Here is a 17,563-nt window from a genome sequence, read left to right on the forward strand (position 1 = left end):
TAGATAGGAAGTAAACATCAGATGCGCGGTGTAAATAAAGTTATTTTAGTGGGCACATTAGGCCGAGATCCAGAGACGAAAACTTTTCCAAACGGTGGTTCGTTGACCCAGTTTTCAATTGCCACGAGCGACTCTTGGACAGACAAAAGCACAGGTGAGCGTAAAGAGCAAACCGAATGGCACCGTATTGTGTTACACAACCGTCTAGGTGAAATTGCGCAACAATACCTACGTAAAGGTTCGAAAGTTTATATTGAAGGTTCACTGCGTACTCGTCAGTGGACCGATCAAAATGGTCAAGAACGCTACACCACAGAAATTCGTGGTGAGCAAATGCAGATGCTCGACAACAACCGTCAGCAAGGTGAGCAAATGCAAGGCGGAAATGATGGTTATGCACAACCACGTTTCAACAATAACCAAGGTGGTGGTTATAACAATAACAACAACCAAGGTGGTTACGGCGGCAACCCTGCAGCAGGTAATAGCAACAACCAACAAAGTGGTTATGCGAACAATAACCCAAGCGGTTTTGCACCAAAGGCGGCTCCTCAGTCAGCGCCTGCGGCAGCACCAGCAGATATGGATGATGATCTTCCGTTCTGACTTGTATAATATGTAAATATTGTATGAAGTGAAAAAGAACTTGATTTATATCAAGTTCTTTTTTTATGACTAGGCAAATTTGGTATTTAAAAAAGAGCTTTATAGAATAAAAATGTTCAGTTAATACGAGTGACATAGCATACTTTTCCTCTCTATAAAAAGGGACCTCTGATGAGATCCCTTTTTAAAAATACGAAATGCTAATAAATCATGATAAAGATTGCTGAGGATGAACCATATTTTTGATCGATAGCACATCAGCCAAAATTTGATCAGACAATAGGTTTTCAGCTTTAATTAAAGCCAATACACTTTGACCAGTTTCATTCGCTTGTTTTGCAATACGAGTCGTTGTTTCATAACCCAAATATGGGTTGAGTGCAGTAATAATGCCAATTGAATTATCTACATTGGCCTGACAGTGTTCAGCATTGGCACGGATGTTTTCAATACATTTGTATTGGAACATTTGCATCGCTTTACCTAACAAATCGATCGATTCGAACAGTTTAAAAGCAATTAACGGCTCCATCGCATTGAGCTGTAGCTGACCTGCTTCGGCCGCCAAAGTAATGGCCAAATCATTTGCAATCACTTGAAAACACACTAAATTCATTGCTTCTGGAATAACTGGGTTCACTTTGCCAGGCATAATTGAGCTGCCTGGTTGACGCGGTTCTAAATGGATTTCATTCAGACCAGTACGAGGGCCACTAGAAAGCAAACGCAGGTCATTGGCAATTTTTGAGAGTTTAGTCGCGGTACGTTTTAAGAAGCTCGATAATAAAACGAAATCACCCATATCTGAGGTTGCTTCAATTAAATCAGGTGAACTGTTGATCTGCTTTTGCGTAATTTCAGACAATGCTGCGATGGCATATTCACGATACTTAACTTCGGTATTGATCCCTGTTCCAATAGCTGTTCCGCCTAAATTTACAACACTTAAAGCAGACGGCATGATGTCATTGAGCTTGTTTAAATCATTTTGTAAGGTATTTGCAAATGCGCCAAATTCTTGACCCAAGGTCATTGGAACGGCATCTTGCAATTGGGTACGACCCATTTTTAAGATATGCGAAAACTCATCTGATTTATTCTTAAAACTTTGAATTAAATTTTGAAACGGGCTATTCAATTGATCTATTGCAAAAATTAAACCCACTTTAATTGCTGTTGGATAGACATCATTGGTTGATTGAGACATATTAATATCATTATTTGGATGTAAATATTGATATTCGCCTTTTAAATGCTCTAAATGTTCTAATCCAATATTAGCCAGTACTTCATTGATATTCATATTGGTGGATGTTCCCGCACCACCTTGAATCATATCAATTGGAAATTGGTCATGATATTTATAATTAATAATTTGTTCACATGCATACTGAATAGCATTGTATTTATTTTCTTCAAGTTTATTGAGTTTAAAGTTGGCTTCTGCGCATGCAGCTTTAACCATTGCAAGGGCATTAATAAAAACAGGGAATTGATTGAGTTTATTTGGACTTAAATTAAAGTTCTCTAAAGCTCTTAAAGTTTGTACACCATAATAGCAATGAGCAGGAATTTCTTTATGTCCTAATAAATCCTTTTCAACGCGTGTGTTAATCTTAATGTTCATTTAAATAGACTCTAATCTCGAATAAATCGATATTAAAGTGTGCACGGTTTTTTTTCTAATGTAAAAATATATTACTACATGCATTTTTTGCATAATAGATTATAATTGATCAAAGGATGAGTGAAGAATGAGTTATGACTTTAGAAATTCGATGGATTGAAGATTTACTTGCATTAGAGCAAGAAAAATCGATATCTCAAGCAGCAGCTCTACGACATGTCACGCAGTCTGCCTTTACGCGCAGAATTCAGAATATTGAAAACTCATTGGGTTTCCAAATTTTGAAAAGATATAGTAAAAATATTGATTTCACAGAAGCGGGGCAAGTTTTACTGGCTTCGGCAAAAAATATACAAAATCAACTCACTACAACAATAAAATATTTAGAAAAGAATGTGAAACATGATGAGTTAACCGTCAAGTTTGCAGTGTCACACTCGCTCATTACCCAGTTTTTCCCCCGCTTTATTCATGAGTTATCTATGGATATGACGGACTTAAAATTGGAAATTATTGCCTCAAATTTCAAACAGGGGATGCGCTTATTAAAAGATGGCTCGTGTGATTTTTTAATCAGTTATTGTGATCAAAAAACATTAGAACAATTCGATCGTTCTTTGTTCGAATTTCATAAAATTGTTGAAATGGAAATACTCCCGGTGACGGCCTTAGATCATGACGGGACTGCCAAATATTCACTCGATCAGTCTTTTCCTTTGTTGTCTTATAGTAAACAAGCATATTTAAGAAACTGTGTGGATGAAGCAATTGAAAATAAGTTGGATTATAGAACTTTATATGAGACGGATAATGCAGGCGATTTAAAAGAGTTGGTATTGCAAGGTTTGGGTGTGGCATGGCTACCTAAGTTATTGGTTGAAAGAGAAATCCAAGAAAATAAATTAAAAGTGCTGGACGGTAAGCAGTACTATTTATTTCAAGATGTCTATCTGGTTAAACGAGAAATGTCATTTTCAAATAGAATTAATTATATTTGGAATGTTTTAATTCATAAAAATAAATAATTGGATTTTATGGATTATTTTAGTTAATCGTTGTGAAAACTCTTGTTAATAATAAATACGGTGATTTTATGAATAGTAAATAAAGGACTTTACTTACTATTTAAAAATCACCTTTTATTTTCTCTATAAATAATTCTAACTGTTATCGGCCAATTGGTTTGCGGGAGGAATGTTGTTCACCATAATACCTTCTTGCTCCGCAAGCTCATCTTTATTGCCCTCAGTACGTGCAATCACGGCAGTTGCAATACTATTTCCAATCACATTGGTTGCCGTACGGCCCATATCTAAAAACTGATCAATCGCTAAAATTAATAGAATACCAGCTTCAGGAAGCTTGAACATAGCCAGAGTGGAGGCAATCACCACTATGGAAGCCCGTGAAACACCTGCAATCCCTTTACTCGTAATCATGAGGGTAAAGAGTATGAGTGCTTGCTGGGAAAAACTTAAATCAATGTTGTAGGCTTGTGCAATAAATAACACGGCAAATGCCATATACATCATCGAGCCGTCGAGGTTGAAAGAATAACCTAAAGGGAGAACGAAACTGGTAATACGTTTAGGCACACCGAATTTATCCAAAGCTTCCATGGTCTTTGGATAAGCCGATTCACTACTTGCGGTCGCAAAGGCCAACATGGTGGGTTCACGCACGATTCGCATCAATCTAAAAATATCTTTTTTCAAGAAGATATAGCCGAAAGCAATCAGGAGAGTCCAAAGCACCAGTAATCCCACATAGAACTGTCCAATGAAAATACTATAATCGATAATCAGTTTAGGGCCTTGGATGGTAATCGCGGAAGCAATGGCTGCAAAAACGGCGATAGGTGCAAATGCCATGACATAATCTGTAATTCGGAACATGACCTTACAGAGTTCATCAATTATTTTGCCAATGACGGTCACTTCACTTTGATGTTGAACATAGGCCAGTGCAGAACCAAAGAAAATTGAAAAAACCAAAATCTGTAATATCTCATTATTGGCCATGGCTTCAGCAAAACTACGCGGGAAGATATGCGTAATGAAGCTTTCTAAGCTCAGACTTGTCGCACTGACACCGATATCAACCGCTGTTTGAGGGACGGTGAGATTCATCCCAGCGCCAGGTTGGAATAAATTGGCTAAGCCCATGCCCAGTAAAAGTGAAATAAATGATGCACCAATGAACCAACTCATGGCCTTTAAGGTAATTGATCCCAAAGAAGAAGATTTTCCCATCGAGACAAGACCGGAAACGATTGTTGCAAACACTAAGGGTGCAATAATCATTTTAATTAATCTTAAGAATACATCGGTCACAATTTTAAAATAGGCGGCAAGTTCTGTGGTTTGTGCAGTTGTTAAAGTGCTATGAAAGGCCCAACCAATCAGTATTCCTGAGATCATGGCAATCAGAATATATTTCAGTAATTTCTTCTGCTTCATACTTATCGTTCCTTCTTTAATCTTCTTTTCATCAACTTTTGGCCTGATATAGCAAGGCATTGATGACATTCCATGTTGATCAATTTATAGAGGCATTGCTTTAGATATTGAGTGCTAAATCGTCGATTGGGGATTTAACTGTGGCAAGTGTTACTTTTTTTTAAAAAAAACGACAATGCAATTTTTAATTCAGTTATGCAAAAAATGCATGAGATGATTCTTTAGTTTTACTTGATATAGGTGAGCTGTTCTTAATATAACGACCGAATGTTTGTTTTTTTAATTCTGATTGGTGATAGGAAAGATACTATATTTCCTGATTCTGTGAGGAAGAGCCAAGGTCAGAAAGCGAAGTCAAAGTTAATGAATGCACGAACTCAAAACCAAGCTTTCGCTCATAATTTTCCCACGGACAAAACCATTGAATTGCCCGTTTTATCTAATATTTTAATAATCAGCTCATGAATTTAAGTTGCTGATATAAATAGATAATTAAAATAGAGAGGTAGCGTGTTGATGACGTTGATTGAGCAATATCATGACTTTTCACAGCTCATGCACAAGGGCTTGATGTTTTCATTCTTTCCTTTCGTACATCCACAAAAAATTATCTATGCGCAATTCATTGTTAAAGCGACAGAATTTCTAAACATGAATTTAGTTCACTTTTGTGTGAGATTAAATCATTTTTATTCATGTGATCATTCAGGTATAAATTAAACCACGCTCTTAACGATAGATCATATTCATCGTTGCTTCTTAGCCTGACGATCAGAAAAAGCTGAGAAGGCTGGAAAGACGATTCGCTAGAAAGATCCAACAAGAAAATTGGACAGTCTAGAAAGAGCATGAAAGAAATTCAGTTTTATCGCAGAAATATAGGGTAACAGATCGCCATGAGTACAGAGTTTGCATGTTCAATTAAACGCATTCGTTTTGATGAAAACTATCAACCAGCAGATAACACACGTCTAACGACGAACTTTGCTAACTTGGCGCGTGGTGAAAGCCGTGAGCAGAACCTACGTAATACACTTCGTATGATTAACAATCGTTTCAATGCCTTAGCACAAACAGATAACCCGAATGGTGATCGTTATTCGCTTGAAATCGATATTATTTCTGCAAATTTAGACATTGAGGGAAATGGTCAAACTTTCCCAATCATTGAAATGCTGAAAAGCACGATTAATGATCATTATACCCATCAACGTATTGAAGGCATGATTGGCAATAGCTTCTCGTCTTATGTACGTGACTACGATTTTAGCGTGGTGCTGAAAGAACATAATAAAGAGAATTCGACGTCGTATGCGCCTGAAGGTTTTGGTGATCTACATGGCAAACTGTATCAATACTTGGTGAACTCAGAGACGTTTAAAGCAGAGTTTAATCAACAGCCTGTGATTTGTTTGAGTGTTTCAACAGCGAAGAAGTATCACCGTACTACCAATGAGCATCCTGTGTTAGGCGTTGAGTATAAACAAGATGAATATTCACGTACCGATGAGTATTTCCATAAAATGGGCTTACAGGTTCGCTTCTTTATGCCGAAAGGGAGCGCTGCACCTTTAGCATTCTATTTTGCGGGTGATTTACTGCGTGATTACACCGATCTTGAATTGATCAGTGTGATTAGCACCATGGAAACTTTCCAAAAGATTTATCGCCCTGAAATTTACAATGCAAATTCATCAGCAGCTCAAGTCTATCAAGCCAGCCTAGAGTACCCAGATTACTCATTAACGCGAATCGTCTATGACCGCGTTGAACGTGGTCAGCTCGCGGTCAAGCAAGGTAAATGGACAGAAGAAAACTTTATCAAGCCGTATCAAGACATCCTTGAAAAATGGGCTGCGAATTACACCGTAAACAGCAACGCTGCTTAATTTACCTGAAACAGAATATTGAAATAGAGATTTAAAATGGCCATTTTATTACCAACATCAACTGCGGGCAGTTTACCGAAACCTTCTTGGCTTGCTGAGCCTGAGAAACTTTGGTCACCTTGGAAACTCGAAGGTGAGGCATTACTCGAAGCGAAACAAGATGCTTTACGTTTGTCATTGCAAGAACAACTCCATGCAGGCATTGATATCGTTAGTGATGGCGAACAAACCCGCCAACATTTTGTGACGACGTTTATTGAACATCTGGATGGCGTTGATTTTGAGAAACGCGAAACGGTGCGTATCCGTAATCGTTATGATGCGAGTGTGCCGTCTGTAGTCGGTGCAGTAAGCCGTCAAAAGCCTGTTTTTATTGAAGATGCTAAGTTTTTACGTAGCCAAACAAATCAGCCGATCAAGTGGGCATTACCTGGCCCGATGACCATGATTGATACGCTGTATGATGGTCACTATAAAAGCCGTGAAAAACTGGCTTGGGAATTTGCCAAGATCCTGAATCAAGAAGCACGTGAGTTAGAAGCTGCGGGCGTGGATATCATTCAGTTCGATGAACCTGCATTTAATGTGTTCTTTGATGAAGTGAATGACTGGGGTGTTGCAACGCTTGAACGAGCACTTGAAGGTCTGAAATGTGAAACTGCGGTTCATATTTGCTATGGCTACGGCATTAAAGCCAATACCGATTGGAAAAAGACCTTGGGTTCAGAGTGGCGTCAATACGAAGAAGCATTCCCTAAACTGCAACAATCTAAAGTTGATATCATCTCACTCGAATGTCAAAACTCGCGTGTACCAATGGATCTGATTGAACTGATTCGCGGTAAAAAAGTCATGGTCGGTGCGATTGATGTGGCAACCAACACCGTTGAAACACCAGAAGAAGTTGCGAATACACTACGTAAGGCGCTTCAGTTTGTCGATGCAGATAAACTCTATCCTTCGACCAACTGTGGCATGGCGCCTTTAGCACGTGAAGTCGCACGTGGTAAGCTGAATGCGTTAAGCGCAGGTGCAGAAATTATTCGTAAAGAACTTTCGGCTTCATACGCAGCAAGAGCGTGATGTGAAAGGGCTACCTGTTTGATAAAATGGGTAGCTCGTATTCCATTTAAAAGCATGTGTCCGTTCTACTGAGGAATAAAATGATGATTGAAGCAACAGACTTTAGAGATGCAATGTCTTTGTTAACCAGTGCCGTGAGTGTCGTAACTACGGCAGGCATGGCTGATCGTCATGGATTCACAGCATCTGCCGTATGCAGTGTGACGGATACACCACCGACATTATTGGTCTGTATGAATAAAGCATCGCGTTCACATGCACATTTTGTCGACAATAAAATCCTCACTGTGAATGTGTTAGGCGCACAACATCAGCATATTTCGAATGTCTTTGCATCTAAAATGACGTCTGAAGAGCGTTTTAAACATGGTGTGTGGACAGAGTTAGAAACGGGCGCGCCTGTTTTAAAGGATGCTTTGGTCAATTTTGATTGTGAAATTGATGATATTCAAGAAGTGGGAACACATACGGTTTTTATGTGTCGTATTGTCGCGATTCAACAAAGCCAACATGAGCAAAGTTTAGTTTATTTTAATCGTGCTTATCATCAGGTGGGGCAGACCGAAACGGCTTAATTTCACTTTTTATTGAACATCAAGGCTCTGAAATGGCTTCCCAAATCATAGCTTTTCCACTGCTAGACTCTAGATTTGACTGTATTGCGCTCATTTGAAAAATCGAAAGGTTTTCATTTAGACCACAAGATAGTGAAAATCGGGCAACAGTGTCGGGAAATAATAAATCTAAAAATCCGATAAAAATAATAAAAACTTACTGTTTTACCAATTTTTGGTTTGTGCGTATTCTTGCTTCATCACTTAAGCACTCTCACAAATCTTTTGAGGACGAATACATGAGTTTAATCAATACTGAAGTTAAGGCGTTTAATGCAACAGCTTACCAAAATGGTGAATTCATTGAGTTGTCTGAGCAAAACTTGAAAGGTAAATGGTCTGTCGTATTTTTCTATCCTGCTGATTTCACCTTTGTGTGTCCAACAGAATTGGGCGACTTAGCCGATCACTATGCTGAATTTCAAAAACTCGGTGTGGAAATTTACGGTGTATCGACTGATACCCACTTTACCCATAAAGCATGGCACGACACTTCAGATGTGATTGGTAAAATTCAGTATCCATTGATTGGTGATCCAACTTGGACTTTGTCTAAAAACTTTGACGTGCTGATTGAAACAGAAGGTCTAGCAGACCGTGGTACTTTTGTGATTGATCCTGAAGGTAAAATTCAAATTATTGAAATTAATGCCGGCGGTATTGGTCGCGATGCGTCTGAACTATTACGCAAAGTGAAAGCAGCACAATATGTGCATGCACACCCAGGCGAAGTATGTCCTGCAAAATGGAAAGAAGGTGAAGCAACGCTTGCGCCGTCAATCGACTTGGTTGGTAAAATCTAAGTCAACCTCAATGGTTGCATCGTGCTGAGTCATGAGCATGATACCTGTAAAAAATCAGCCCAAGTGGCTGATTTTTTTTATGCAAGGTTCTTTTAGCTTTTACAGATGGTAACCCTTGCTGGTGCTGGCAAAGTCTCTTAAACCCTGAATCAAATGCTCAATCAGTTTTTCCATGACCAAACGTTGTCCTTTACGTGAAGCATAGACCAACTGTACGGTTCCAATATTGGAACACCAGTCGGGCAAAATGTGAATCAGGCGACCTGAAGCAATATCTGCCTCTACCGTTAAGTAAGGCAGGTTGGCAATGCCGAGTCCATCTAGAGCCGAGTAATACACACCTGCGACATCATTACTTTTGACCCGTGGTTCTAAAGGAATCACGATCTGTTCATCACTCTGGGTATGATGCAGTAACCATTGATAATTGGACTTTTGTACCCCCAGTGCGAGCGTTGGAAAATCATTCAGCTCAGTGGCAAATTGAATTTCACGGCCTTGTAGCAAATCAGGACTGGCCACTAAACAATGCGTGGTTTTGACCACATCACGGACCATAATACTCGAGTCTTCGTTGGCACTAAAATTGGTCCGAATGGCAAGATCAATGTCATCATGCAAGACATCGACACGACGGCTGGTCAGCTCCATTTCCACTTGGACTTTGGGATATTGTTTTAAAAAATGATTGAGTAAACTTTGCACTTGATAGCGCATCATCACAGAAGGGCAGCTGATCTTGATTAAACCTTGCGGTTCACTTTTCTGTTTCAGTAAAACATTGTGTGCACTTTCGACTTGCTGAATGATTTGACGACATTCTTCAAACAGCTCTTGTCCCAAGGGGGTGACTTTAAAATGTCGCGTTGAACGCTGAATCAGGGTTACGTTGTACTTGGCTTCAAGGTCTAAAATACGGCGACTAAGCTTAGACTTGGTGATGTTCGAGGCATCGCTTGCAGCACTGAAACCGCCGTGCTTGACCACAAGATAAAAATAATAATAGTCGTCAAATGAATGCATGATGGGTTCAAGCCTGTATTGATTTGTGACCGAAGGCAGTCTGCGATGGATGATCTGATACTGTATCATCGCTAACGATTGCACACGACAAAAAAAGCGATCCGAAGATCGCTTTTACTGAGGTCTGATTATTTTTGCGCTGTATTTCTGCTATAGCTTTGAATCAGGTTTTTATAGTCTGGAATATGCGCTGCAAAGAGTGAACCGAGGCCTTCAATATCATTACGCCAGTCGCGGTGTAATTCGCAAGCTGCCCCAAACCATGACGCCTGCCTGAGACATGCGATCCCATGCTGCATCACGGGTGATGGGGTTAAAGGTTCCCGACGCATCTGTAATCACAAAGACGTCAAACTCTTCTTCCAGTGCAGACAGTGCAGGGAAAGCCACACACACTTCAGTCACCACACCCGCAATAATCAATTGTTTTTTACCTGTGGCTTTCACGGCTTGAACAAAGTCTTCATTGTCCCATGCATTGATTTGCCCTGGGCGTGCAATATAGGGTGCATGGGGGAACATTTCGACCAATTCAGGGACCAAAGGACCGTTTGGACCCTCTTCAAAACTGGTGGTCAGAATGGTGGGAAGATTAAAATATTTCGCGGCAGCAGCCAGTGCGAGTACGTTATTTTTAAATTTGTCAGGGTCAATGTCACGGACCAATGAAAGGAGACCCGCTTGGTGGTCAACCAAAAGAACCGCTGCATTATCTTTATCTAAACGAATATAAGGTTTCGCCATTTTTCTGTCCTCGTTGTGATTATCAGTCGAGTCTCAGGGCAATCAGTAAGAAGGTTAGTGCCTTGAGCTTGAACATCATCATAGGTAGGAAAATGAGACAATAAAATAAGCCAAACGAGATGCTTAATCTTAAAAATAGGAAAATTTGAGCAAAAATATGCCATAAAGATAAAGAAAGGCTTTGTTTTTAAATTGGTTTTTATGTGGGTGATACGATTTTAACGAGATTGTCCTATTCGTGTGATTGTGTGTACTAGCGCAGTGCTATAAGACGGATGAGGAAAGGGGTAGTATAGATTGCATATTCATCCTATCGATATAGGAGTTCCAAGATGAAAAAAGTAATTGGTGTTTATCGTAATCAAGACATGCATTGGGTGGGTGATGGTTTTCCTGTCAAAAACCTCTTTTCATATGACCGCTTAGGACAAGCGATTAGCCCGTTTCTACTTTTGGACTATGCAGCACCTTACAAATTTGATCCAACCACATCGCAACGTGGTGTGGGTTCACACCCGCATCGTGGTTTTGAAACGGTTACCATCGCCTATAGTGGTGAAGTGACGCACAAAGACTCTAGCGGCGGCGGTGGTACCATCAATACTGGCGATGTACAGTGGATGACTGCAGGTTCAGGTGTGGTACATGAAGAGTTTCATTCTCCAGCCTTTGCTGAGCATGGTGGTTTGTTTGAAATGGTGCAACTTTGGGTGAATTTGCCAGCCAAAGACAAAATGACCACACCGCGTTATCAAGCCTTGACCGTGGCGGATATCCCGCGCATCGAAATGGATGATAATGCTGGACATCTCCGCGTGATTGCGGGTGAGTTTGGTGGTCATCATGGCCCTGCTCAAACGTATAGTCCTGTCAATGTTTGGGATGGTGAATTAAAAGCAGAGTACGAAACTTTTATCCATGTACCCGTCACGCATAACACGATTGTGGTGGTGCTCAGTGGTGAAGTGCTGATTAATGGCACGCAAAAAGTGGTGGATAGTTCCATTGTGATGTTCGCTCAAGATGGCGAAGCTGCAATTCAACTACAAGCGCTGCAAGACACTAAGTTTTTGGTGTTGACCGGTGAACCCCTGAATGAACCGATTCAAGGTTATGGTCCATTTGTGATGAATAGCAAAGCGGAAATTGTGCAAGCTTTTGATGATTTTAATCGTGGCAAGTTTGGTGAAATCCCTGTTGCTGTGGTGGACTAAAATCTTGTCGCTAAAAAGAAGAAATCCCTACTCGGTCAAGGGTAGGGATTTTTTAGGCGCTGTAGTCTTCTTGTTTTGCATAGTTGGTCATGGATTATTGTGTGATGTATTTATCGTTTTTATGCGAGGCGCATCTTAGCGCCTTTTCGCCAGTTTGTAAAACAGATGTTATAAAAATAGTTAATTTATATACCTTGTTTTTAAACAACTTATATTTTTATTTGAAATAAAATCTATAAAAAACGCGTGCTTATTTGAGTGATTTTTTACTGTAATGAAATGTAATTTAAGCAGATATCGTCCTATCGGTGCGGCACATGAAAAAATGTGATTCTGGTATTTTTTAATAGCCCTATTTTTTCGACATTGGGTCATAATTTCAGTCAATATAAGTCAGACTGACGGATCATAATTTTGGATATTGCAGTTATTGGTAGCGGCATGGCCGGTCTTGCTACCGCAAGAATTCTAAAGGATGCTGGGCATAATATTACTATTTTCGAAGCAATGACTGGGCGAGGGATGGATAGCCACAGTACAGAGTTTGAAGGCGGTCTGATTGATGCTCCATTACGTGTCATGAACCCACACTTATGGAAAAACACCTTAAGTCTTGCGACTTATTTAGGCATCAAAACGTATCCAGTACGCACCTACATGGCGTGTAGTTGGTTGTTTGAAGACCGTACAGAAACATGGTTAACTACTACGCGTAGCCGCATTGGCAATTTCCCAATTATTAATAACCGTAAAGGCCTACAGCAGTATGGATGGCGCTTGGTTAAAGGTATGTTGCAGCTTAAAACCGCGATTGCTAAATTTTTCAAATCTAAAGATCAAGACATTACCTTGGCTGAATTTATCAACCAGCATGACATTGAAGAAGTGTTTTGGCATGGCGCAGTGATGCCTGTGCTCTACACCATCTGTACCTGTAATCCAAAAACCATCGGCGAATGGCCAGCGAAACCGCTATTGATCTTTTTACGTCAGTTGACGGATGGCGATGCTTTATTGCGTATACAAGGGGGAACACCTGCCTTGGTCGATAAATTGATTGAAAACATCAATATCCAAAGCGGATCTGCTATTAGCAAAGTCACTGAACAAGGTGACAAGGTTTTGGTTGAAAATAATAAGGGCGAACAGCAACTGTTTGACCGTGTGGTGGTGGCAACGCCAACCACAAAAATTGAAGAGTTTTTAGATCCTGTTCAGTTTGCAGATGATATTGCGCTGTTAAAGCAGTTCCGTTTTGAGCAAGGTCAGTTGGTGATCCATACTGATCCTTCTGTGATGCCGCCTAAGCGTAAAGATTGGTCGGTGCTGAGCTATATGATGGACCGTAAGTTTACCCGTCAACAGTTCACGGTTTGGCTCAATTCAGTCGAACCAAGTCTGGTCGGTAAAAACGCCGTGTTCCAAACGTGGCAGCCAGTGACCGAGATTGATCCGAAAAAAGTGATTTCAACTGTAACTTTGACCCGTGCGGTGGTGGACTCGCAAACTGTGGCTTTGAATAAAGAGTTACAACAACGCCATAAGAGTGCTAACCGAAAAGTCTTCTTCTGTGGTTCATGGTCGTGCGATGGTCTGCCTATTTTAGAGTCTGCCGTCACTTCAGCAATGCATATTGCAGAAATTTTCGGTGCACCATTGCCGTTTGTTGGATTAAAACCTAAAGTTGAGGTTGCCCCACAACTCGGCTACTAAAGCATGAAATGGCTCCAAACCTTACAGCGACATTTGCCCAAACATAAATATGCAATTGATGCAAAACAATTGGGAGATCACGCTGTATTGGCTTGGAGCAATCTTGGCTATTGGGATGATGCAAGGTCATCCTATCCTGAGGCTTGCCAAACACTGGCAATACACCTTGCTGATCGATTACAGCTAAAATCAAATGACCGTGTTTTAGACTTGGGTTGTGGGCAGGGCGCGAGTCTATTGCTGTGGCAGCAGCATTACCATGTTCAGCAACTTTGTGCGGTTGAGTTACAAGCCGAATGTGTTCAGCGTATACAACACACTTTAAATTCAAAGATACACATCATTCAAACGTCATTTTTAAATTTAAATTCAAAGCTATTTTCAGTACCTTTTAATGTGGTGTTGTGCCTTGATGCCGCTTATCACAGTGATTTAAATTCATTTCTAAGATCAACCCATTCTGTTTTAAATTCAAAAGGTCGGATTGGTTTTCACTATCTGATGCTGAGTAATGCATTTTTGAATTTAAATCGTTTTGAGAAACTTCAACTGAAAATGCTGTTAAAGGCAGCCGATGTTCATTTGGAACATCTTCAGTTAGAGACGAATTTGCAGCATTCGATAGAAGCACAAGGCTATCAGCAGGTTGCTATTGAAGATTTATCAGATGCAGTTTTGGCTGGTTTTTCTCGTTATTATCATGTGCATTTAGCACAGCAGGTCGCTCAAAGTTTAGATCATTTCAAAATTAAAATGACCGCTAAGCTCTGCCAGAAATTATTTGAACAGGGCATCGTGCGCTATGTTCAAATTACGGCAATGAAAGACATTTAAAATGAAATAAAAAACCAAAAGGCCAGAAACAACAAAGCCTCACTAAAAAGCGAGGCTAAGTATAAAATGGTGCCGGCACACGGATTCGAACTGTGGACCTACTGATTACAAGTCAGTTGCTCTACCAACTGAGCTATGCCGGCAACGTGGTGAGAATAATAGCGGATTTTCTTGAAAACGCAAGCCAAAAAGTGAGCGATTGAAATGCACATGATTTTTTGTGCAAACTTCACCCACCAAAGGGTGGGTGAAAGCTAAGAATAAAATTCGGGGGCTGTGATGAAACTGTTTTTAAATAGGGTTAAGTGAAAACATGGAACTTATTTGCTCCTTAAAATTTGATCGAGGTCTTGGGCACACTCTTCCAACGTAAAAGCCATGTCGAGTTGCATTTGAGGTTTGAGTTCATTGGCCAGCGTTCTCCATTGTTCAATCAGACGAATTGCTTTTTGAATTTTGTGTTTGTTGACATCCTTTGCAAGGGTTGGGGTATAACCGCCTCGTTTAGCGTTTTTAATTTGTTTGACATAATTGGTGCTGTTATTCATTCTGACTCCCGAATAGCAGTTTTATTGGTCAATTTAGTGTTTCGCTAGTTATATACCGCAAATGAATTGTGCTTCATAAACATTGCATCTAGATGATCATTGATGATTTATTTTAACCTCCCTTAGAAATTGTTTTAGCTCAAGTTTGAATCAGGTTCAAGCGTTTATTTTTGAATAAATATTTCACTTTGTGGTGCAAATTATCCTGTTTTGTGAAGAGTCGTTTTTATGAAGCAGACTTTGTGCCAAGTCTAAATAATAATGTTCAGCATAAAAAAAGACCTTAATCTTTCGATTAAGGTCTTTAAAATTTTGGCGGTGAAAGAGGGATTCGAACCCTCGAAACGCTATAAACGTTTACACACTTTCCAGGCGTGCTCCTTCAGCCACTCGGACACTTCACCATGGCGGAGGATAATATCGAAAAACATAGCCATCGACAAGGTGAAACAATTGAATTCGAGCAAAAGTTTTAGCTCAATGATATGATTCGCAAAAATAGTGTCGATAATTGAAGACAAGCTTATGCAAAGTACTGCAAAAAAAGCCGCCTTGCCTGCGATGACCTTGGCAGCATTAGGGGTCGTGTTTGGGGATATTGGAACCAGTCCACTCTATGCATTGAAAGAATCCTTTCACGCTGCACATGGCTTGGGCATCACCCCTGCAAACGTATTGGGTATTTTGTCCATTATCTTCTGGACCATGACCATGGTCATTACCATTAAATATTCTGCAATTGTCATGCGTGCAGATAACAATGGTGAAGGTGGGATTATGGCTTTGCTTGCACTCAATTTGCGCAATACCAATTTTAGCCATCGGAAAAAATTACTGTTAATTTCGATTGGCTTTATTGGGGCGTCACTATTTTTTGGGGATGGGATCATCACCCCAGCCATTTCAGTCTTATCTGCCGTAGAAGGCTTATCCATCGCAACCGATGCACTTGACCCTTATATTGTGCCAATTGCGATTAGTATCGTCACTGCTGTATTTGTCATGCAAAAGTATGGGACAGCCTTTGTTGGTAAGTTCTTTGGCCCACTGACCTTATTGTGGTTCTTCTCTCTCGGTATTCTTGGGATTTCGAGTATTATTCAAACGCCTTTGGTTTTGGGCATGCTGAGCCCACATTGGGCATTTCAGTTTATCGTGACCAACCCTTTAATGGCTTTTTTCATTATGGGTGCGGTAGTGTTGACCGTCACAGGTGGCGAAGCCCTGTACGCAGATATGGGACATTTTGGTCCTGTGCCGATTCGTTTGGCTTGGTTTATTGTGGTTTTGCCGTGTTTACTGCTCAATTATGCAGGACAAGGTGCATTGCTGCTGCGTGATCCGACTGCGATTGAAAATCCATTTTACCTGTTGGTGCCAGAGTGGGGCTTGTACCCAATGATCTTCTTGGCCACTATGGCCGCCGTTATTGCTTCACAGGCCGTAATTTCAGGCGTCTTCTCTTTAGCGCGTCAGGCCATTCAATTGGGCTATTTACCACGTTTAAATGTGAAACATACTTCAGACTCGGAACAGGGGCAGATTTATGTACCTTTACTGAACTGGATATTGTTGGCATCGATTATTATCTTAATTTTAATCTTCCAAACCAGCTCACAGCTTTCGCATGCCTATGGTCTAGCGGTCACCATGACCATGCTATGTGATACCTTATTGATTGCGGTATTTATTCGTTATACATGGAAATGGAGCATGCCAAAATTGGTGTTGCTGATTATTCCATTCCTTGTTCTAGATTTGGTCTTGGTGAGTGCAACCTCACTTAAAGTATTATCGGGCGGTTGGGTTCCATTGCTGATTGGTGGTATTGCATTCATGTTATTAATGACATGGAAACAAGGTCGCGAGTTAACCTTTGCCAAGCTTCAGCAAGATACATTGCCACTCGATTTATTTGTACAAAGTATTGGTGATCAAGCCAATTGGGTTGAAGGCGAGGCGGTCTTTTTAACAGGAACGCCAACCGTTGTGCCACATGCGATGTTGCACAATATGAAGCACAATAAAGTACTGCATCAAAAGAACATCATTCTCACAGTTAAAATTCAAGATGTTCCTTATGTGGAAGAGTCTGATCGTTTCCATGTTGAAACCATGAATCAGCATTTTTATCGTCTTGAATTGTACTATGGCTTTAAAGATGAAATGAATATTCCACAAGCACTTGAAGCGGTGTATCAAGCGATTGATTTGGAATATAACTTAATGCAGATCAGCTTCTTTGTATCGCGTGAACGGATTATCAGTACCGTGGGTGATGGTATGGCGCCGTGGCGTGAAAAGCTCTTTATCTCAATGCAAAGGAATACCAGTCCTGTGAGTGACTTCTATCAGATTCCACCTAACCGTGTGGTTGAGCTCGGTAGTCAGATCGAGATTTAAAAC

14 protein-coding genes, 2 tRNA genes and 1 pseudogene are annotated in these 17,563 nt (G+C 40.4%); 10 read left to right on the forward strand and 7 right to left on the reverse strand.

The genetic code is table 11. From position 1 onward, the window contains the following. The first annotated feature begins 21 nt into the window (after positions 1–21). Positions 22–606: a single-stranded DNA-binding protein gene (gene ssb / locus AC4CU3_RS10010; RefSeq protein WP_004691666.1), complete on the forward strand. Its 585-nt coding sequence runs from the start codon at positions 22–24 to the stop codon at positions 604–606. 208 nt (positions 607–814) lie between these two features. Here ssb and AC4CU3_RS10015 read toward each other — a convergent pair whose 3' ends face one another. Next, positions 815–2,233, reverse strand: coding sequence for an aspartate ammonia-lyase (locus AC4CU3_RS10015; RefSeq protein ID WP_004691643.1), 1,419 nt, complete (start codon positions 2,231–2,233; stop codon positions 815–817). Positions 2,234–2,367: 134 nt separating this feature from the next. Here AC4CU3_RS10015 and AC4CU3_RS10020 point away from each other — a divergent pair, with 134 nt between their 5' ends. Beyond that, a complete protein-coding gene (locus AC4CU3_RS10020) occupies positions 2,368–3,258 on the forward strand; it encodes a LysR substrate-binding domain-containing protein (RefSeq protein ID WP_490738188.1) in 891 nt (296 codons plus the stop codon). A 135-nt stretch (positions 3,259–3,393) separates the two neighbouring features. Here the strand turns inward: AC4CU3_RS10020 and AC4CU3_RS10025 are convergent, their stop codons facing one another. Then, positions 3,394–4,692 (reverse strand): dicarboxylate/amino acid:cation symporter, encoded by a 1,299-nt coding sequence (locus AC4CU3_RS10025; protein ID WP_490738189.1) that lies wholly within the window; start codon positions 4,690–4,692, stop codon positions 3,394–3,396. A gap of 896 nt (positions 4,693–5,588) precedes the next feature. Between AC4CU3_RS10025 and AC4CU3_RS10030 the strand changes: the two genes are divergently transcribed. The 4 genes from AC4CU3_RS10030 to ahpC all read left to right on the forward strand — a co-directional run bounded on the left by AC4CU3_RS10030 (position 5,589) and on the right by ahpC (position 9,081). Next, entirely contained in the window at positions 5,589–6,581 is a 993-nt protein-coding gene (locus tag AC4CU3_RS10030; protein WP_058951580.1) for a DUF1852 domain-containing protein, read from the forward strand. A 36-nt stretch (positions 6,582–6,617) separates the two neighbouring features. Beyond that, positions 6,618–7,664: a methionine synthase gene (locus AC4CU3_RS10035; protein WP_262471355.1), complete on the forward strand. Its 1,047-nt coding sequence runs from the start codon at positions 6,618–6,620 to the stop codon at positions 7,662–7,664. A gap of 83 nt (positions 7,665–7,747) precedes the next feature. Further along, positions 7,748–8,239: a flavin reductase gene (locus AC4CU3_RS10040; RefSeq protein WP_035326242.1), complete on the forward strand. Its 492-nt coding sequence runs from the start codon at positions 7,748–7,750 to the stop codon at positions 8,237–8,239. A gap of 278 nt (positions 8,240–8,517) precedes the next feature. Next, positions 8,518–9,081: an alkyl hydroperoxide reductase subunit C gene (gene ahpC / locus AC4CU3_RS10045; protein ID WP_005401564.1), complete on the forward strand. Its 564-nt coding sequence runs from the start codon at positions 8,518–8,520 to the stop codon at positions 9,079–9,081. A gap of 99 nt (positions 9,082–9,180) precedes the next feature. On the opposite strand, the gene AC4CU3_RS10050 is transcribed toward ahpC, so the two are convergent. Beyond that, positions 9,181–10,104: a LysR substrate-binding domain-containing protein gene (locus AC4CU3_RS10050; RefSeq protein WP_262471356.1), complete on the reverse strand. Its 924-nt coding sequence runs from the start codon at positions 10,102–10,104 to the stop codon at positions 9,181–9,183. Between the two features lie 128 nt (positions 10,105–10,232). Then, positions 10,233–10,848, reverse strand: a pseudogene (ycaC, locus tag AC4CU3_RS10055) (isochorismate family cysteine hydrolase YcaC). 332 nt (positions 10,849–11,180) lie between these two features. On the opposite strand from ycaC, the gene AC4CU3_RS10060 reads away from it, so the two are divergent. The 3 genes from AC4CU3_RS10060 to AC4CU3_RS10070 all read left to right on the forward strand — a co-directional run bounded on the left by AC4CU3_RS10060 (position 11,181) and on the right by AC4CU3_RS10070 (position 14,609). Continuing rightward, the gene (locus AC4CU3_RS10060) at positions 11,181–12,062 is read left to right on the forward strand and encodes a pirin family protein (protein WP_004978180.1); all 882 of its coding nucleotides are present in this window, start codon (positions 11,181–11,183) and stop codon (positions 12,060–12,062) included. A 414-nt stretch (positions 12,063–12,476) separates the two neighbouring features. After that, on the forward strand, positions 12,477–13,775 hold the full coding sequence (locus AC4CU3_RS10065) for an FAD-dependent oxidoreductase (RefSeq protein WP_262471358.1): 1,299 nt from the start codon (positions 12,477–12,479) through the stop codon (positions 13,773–13,775). Between the two features lie 3 nt (positions 13,776–13,778). Beyond that, positions 13,779–14,609: an SAM-dependent methyltransferase gene (locus AC4CU3_RS10070; protein ID WP_291389822.1), complete on the forward strand. Its 831-nt coding sequence runs from the start codon at positions 13,779–13,781 to the stop codon at positions 14,607–14,609. A 67-nt stretch (positions 14,610–14,676) separates the two neighbouring features. Here AC4CU3_RS10070 and AC4CU3_RS10075 read toward each other — a convergent pair. The 3 genes from AC4CU3_RS10075 to AC4CU3_RS10085 all read right to left on the reverse strand — a co-directional run bounded on the left by AC4CU3_RS10075 (position 14,677) and on the right by AC4CU3_RS10085 (position 15,561). Next, positions 14,677–14,752, reverse strand: a tRNA-Thr gene (locus AC4CU3_RS10075). Between the two features lie 177 nt (positions 14,753–14,929). After that, positions 14,930–15,157, reverse strand: coding sequence for a hypothetical protein (locus AC4CU3_RS10080; protein WP_004691623.1), 228 nt, complete (start codon positions 15,155–15,157; stop codon positions 14,930–14,932). Positions 15,158–15,470: 313 nt separating this feature from the next. Continuing rightward, positions 15,471–15,561: transfer RNA gene (locus AC4CU3_RS10085), tRNA-Ser, on the reverse strand. 121 nt (positions 15,562–15,682) lie between these two features. Between AC4CU3_RS10085 and AC4CU3_RS10090 the strand changes: the two genes are divergently transcribed. After that, positions 15,683–17,560, forward strand: coding sequence for a potassium transporter Kup (locus AC4CU3_RS10090; protein WP_087011831.1), 1,878 nt, complete (start codon positions 15,683–15,685; stop codon positions 17,558–17,560). Positions 17,561–17,563 lie beyond the last annotated feature (3 nt).

Source organism: Acinetobacter sp. 802_lipA (assembly GCF_058242885.1).

Bases quoted from the DNA above. Each gene is read 5' to 3' on its own strand.
- AC4CU3_RS10070 (WP_291389822.1), top strand. From the start codon at position 13,779: ATGAAATGGCTCCAAACCTTACAGCGACATTTGCCCAAACATAAATAT.
- ssb (WP_004691666.1), top strand. From the start codon at position 22: ATGCGCGGTGTAAATAAAGTTATTTTAGTGGGCACATTAGGCCGAGAT.
- AC4CU3_RS10060 (WP_004978180.1), top strand. From the start codon at position 11,181: ATGAAAAAAGTAATTGGTGTTTATCGTAATCAAGACATGCATTGGGTG.
- ahpC (WP_005401564.1), top strand. From the start codon at position 8,518: ATGAGTTTAATCAATACTGAAGTTAAGGCGTTTAATGCAACAGCTTAC.
- AC4CU3_RS10025 (WP_490738189.1), bottom strand. From the start codon at position 4,692: ATGAAGCAGAAGAAATTACTGAAATATATTCTGATTGCCATGATCTCA.
- AC4CU3_RS10080 (WP_004691623.1), bottom strand. From the start codon at position 15,157: ATGAATAACAGCACCAATTATGTCAAACAAATTAAAAACGCTAAACGA.
- AC4CU3_RS10035 (WP_262471355.1), top strand. From the start codon at position 6,618: ATGGCCATTTTATTACCAACATCAACTGCGGGCAGTTTACCGAAACCT.
- AC4CU3_RS10030 (WP_058951580.1), top strand. From the start codon at position 5,589: ATGAGTACAGAGTTTGCATGTTCAATTAAACGCATTCGTTTTGATGAA.
- AC4CU3_RS10015 (WP_004691643.1), bottom strand. From the start codon at position 2,233: ATGAACATTAAGATTAACACACGCGTTGAAAAGGATTTATTAGGACAT.
- AC4CU3_RS10040 (WP_035326242.1), top strand. From the start codon at position 7,748: ATGATTGAAGCAACAGACTTTAGAGATGCAATGTCTTTGTTAACCAGT.
- AC4CU3_RS10020 (WP_490738188.1), top strand. From the start codon at position 2,368: ATGACTTTAGAAATTCGATGGATTGAAGATTTACTTGCATTAGAGCAA.
- AC4CU3_RS10090 (WP_087011831.1), top strand. From the start codon at position 15,683: ATGCAAAGTACTGCAAAAAAAGCCGCCTTGCCTGCGATGACCTTGGCA.
- AC4CU3_RS10050 (WP_262471356.1), bottom strand. From the start codon at position 10,104: ATGCATTCATTTGACGACTATTATTATTTTTATCTTGTGGTCAAGCAC.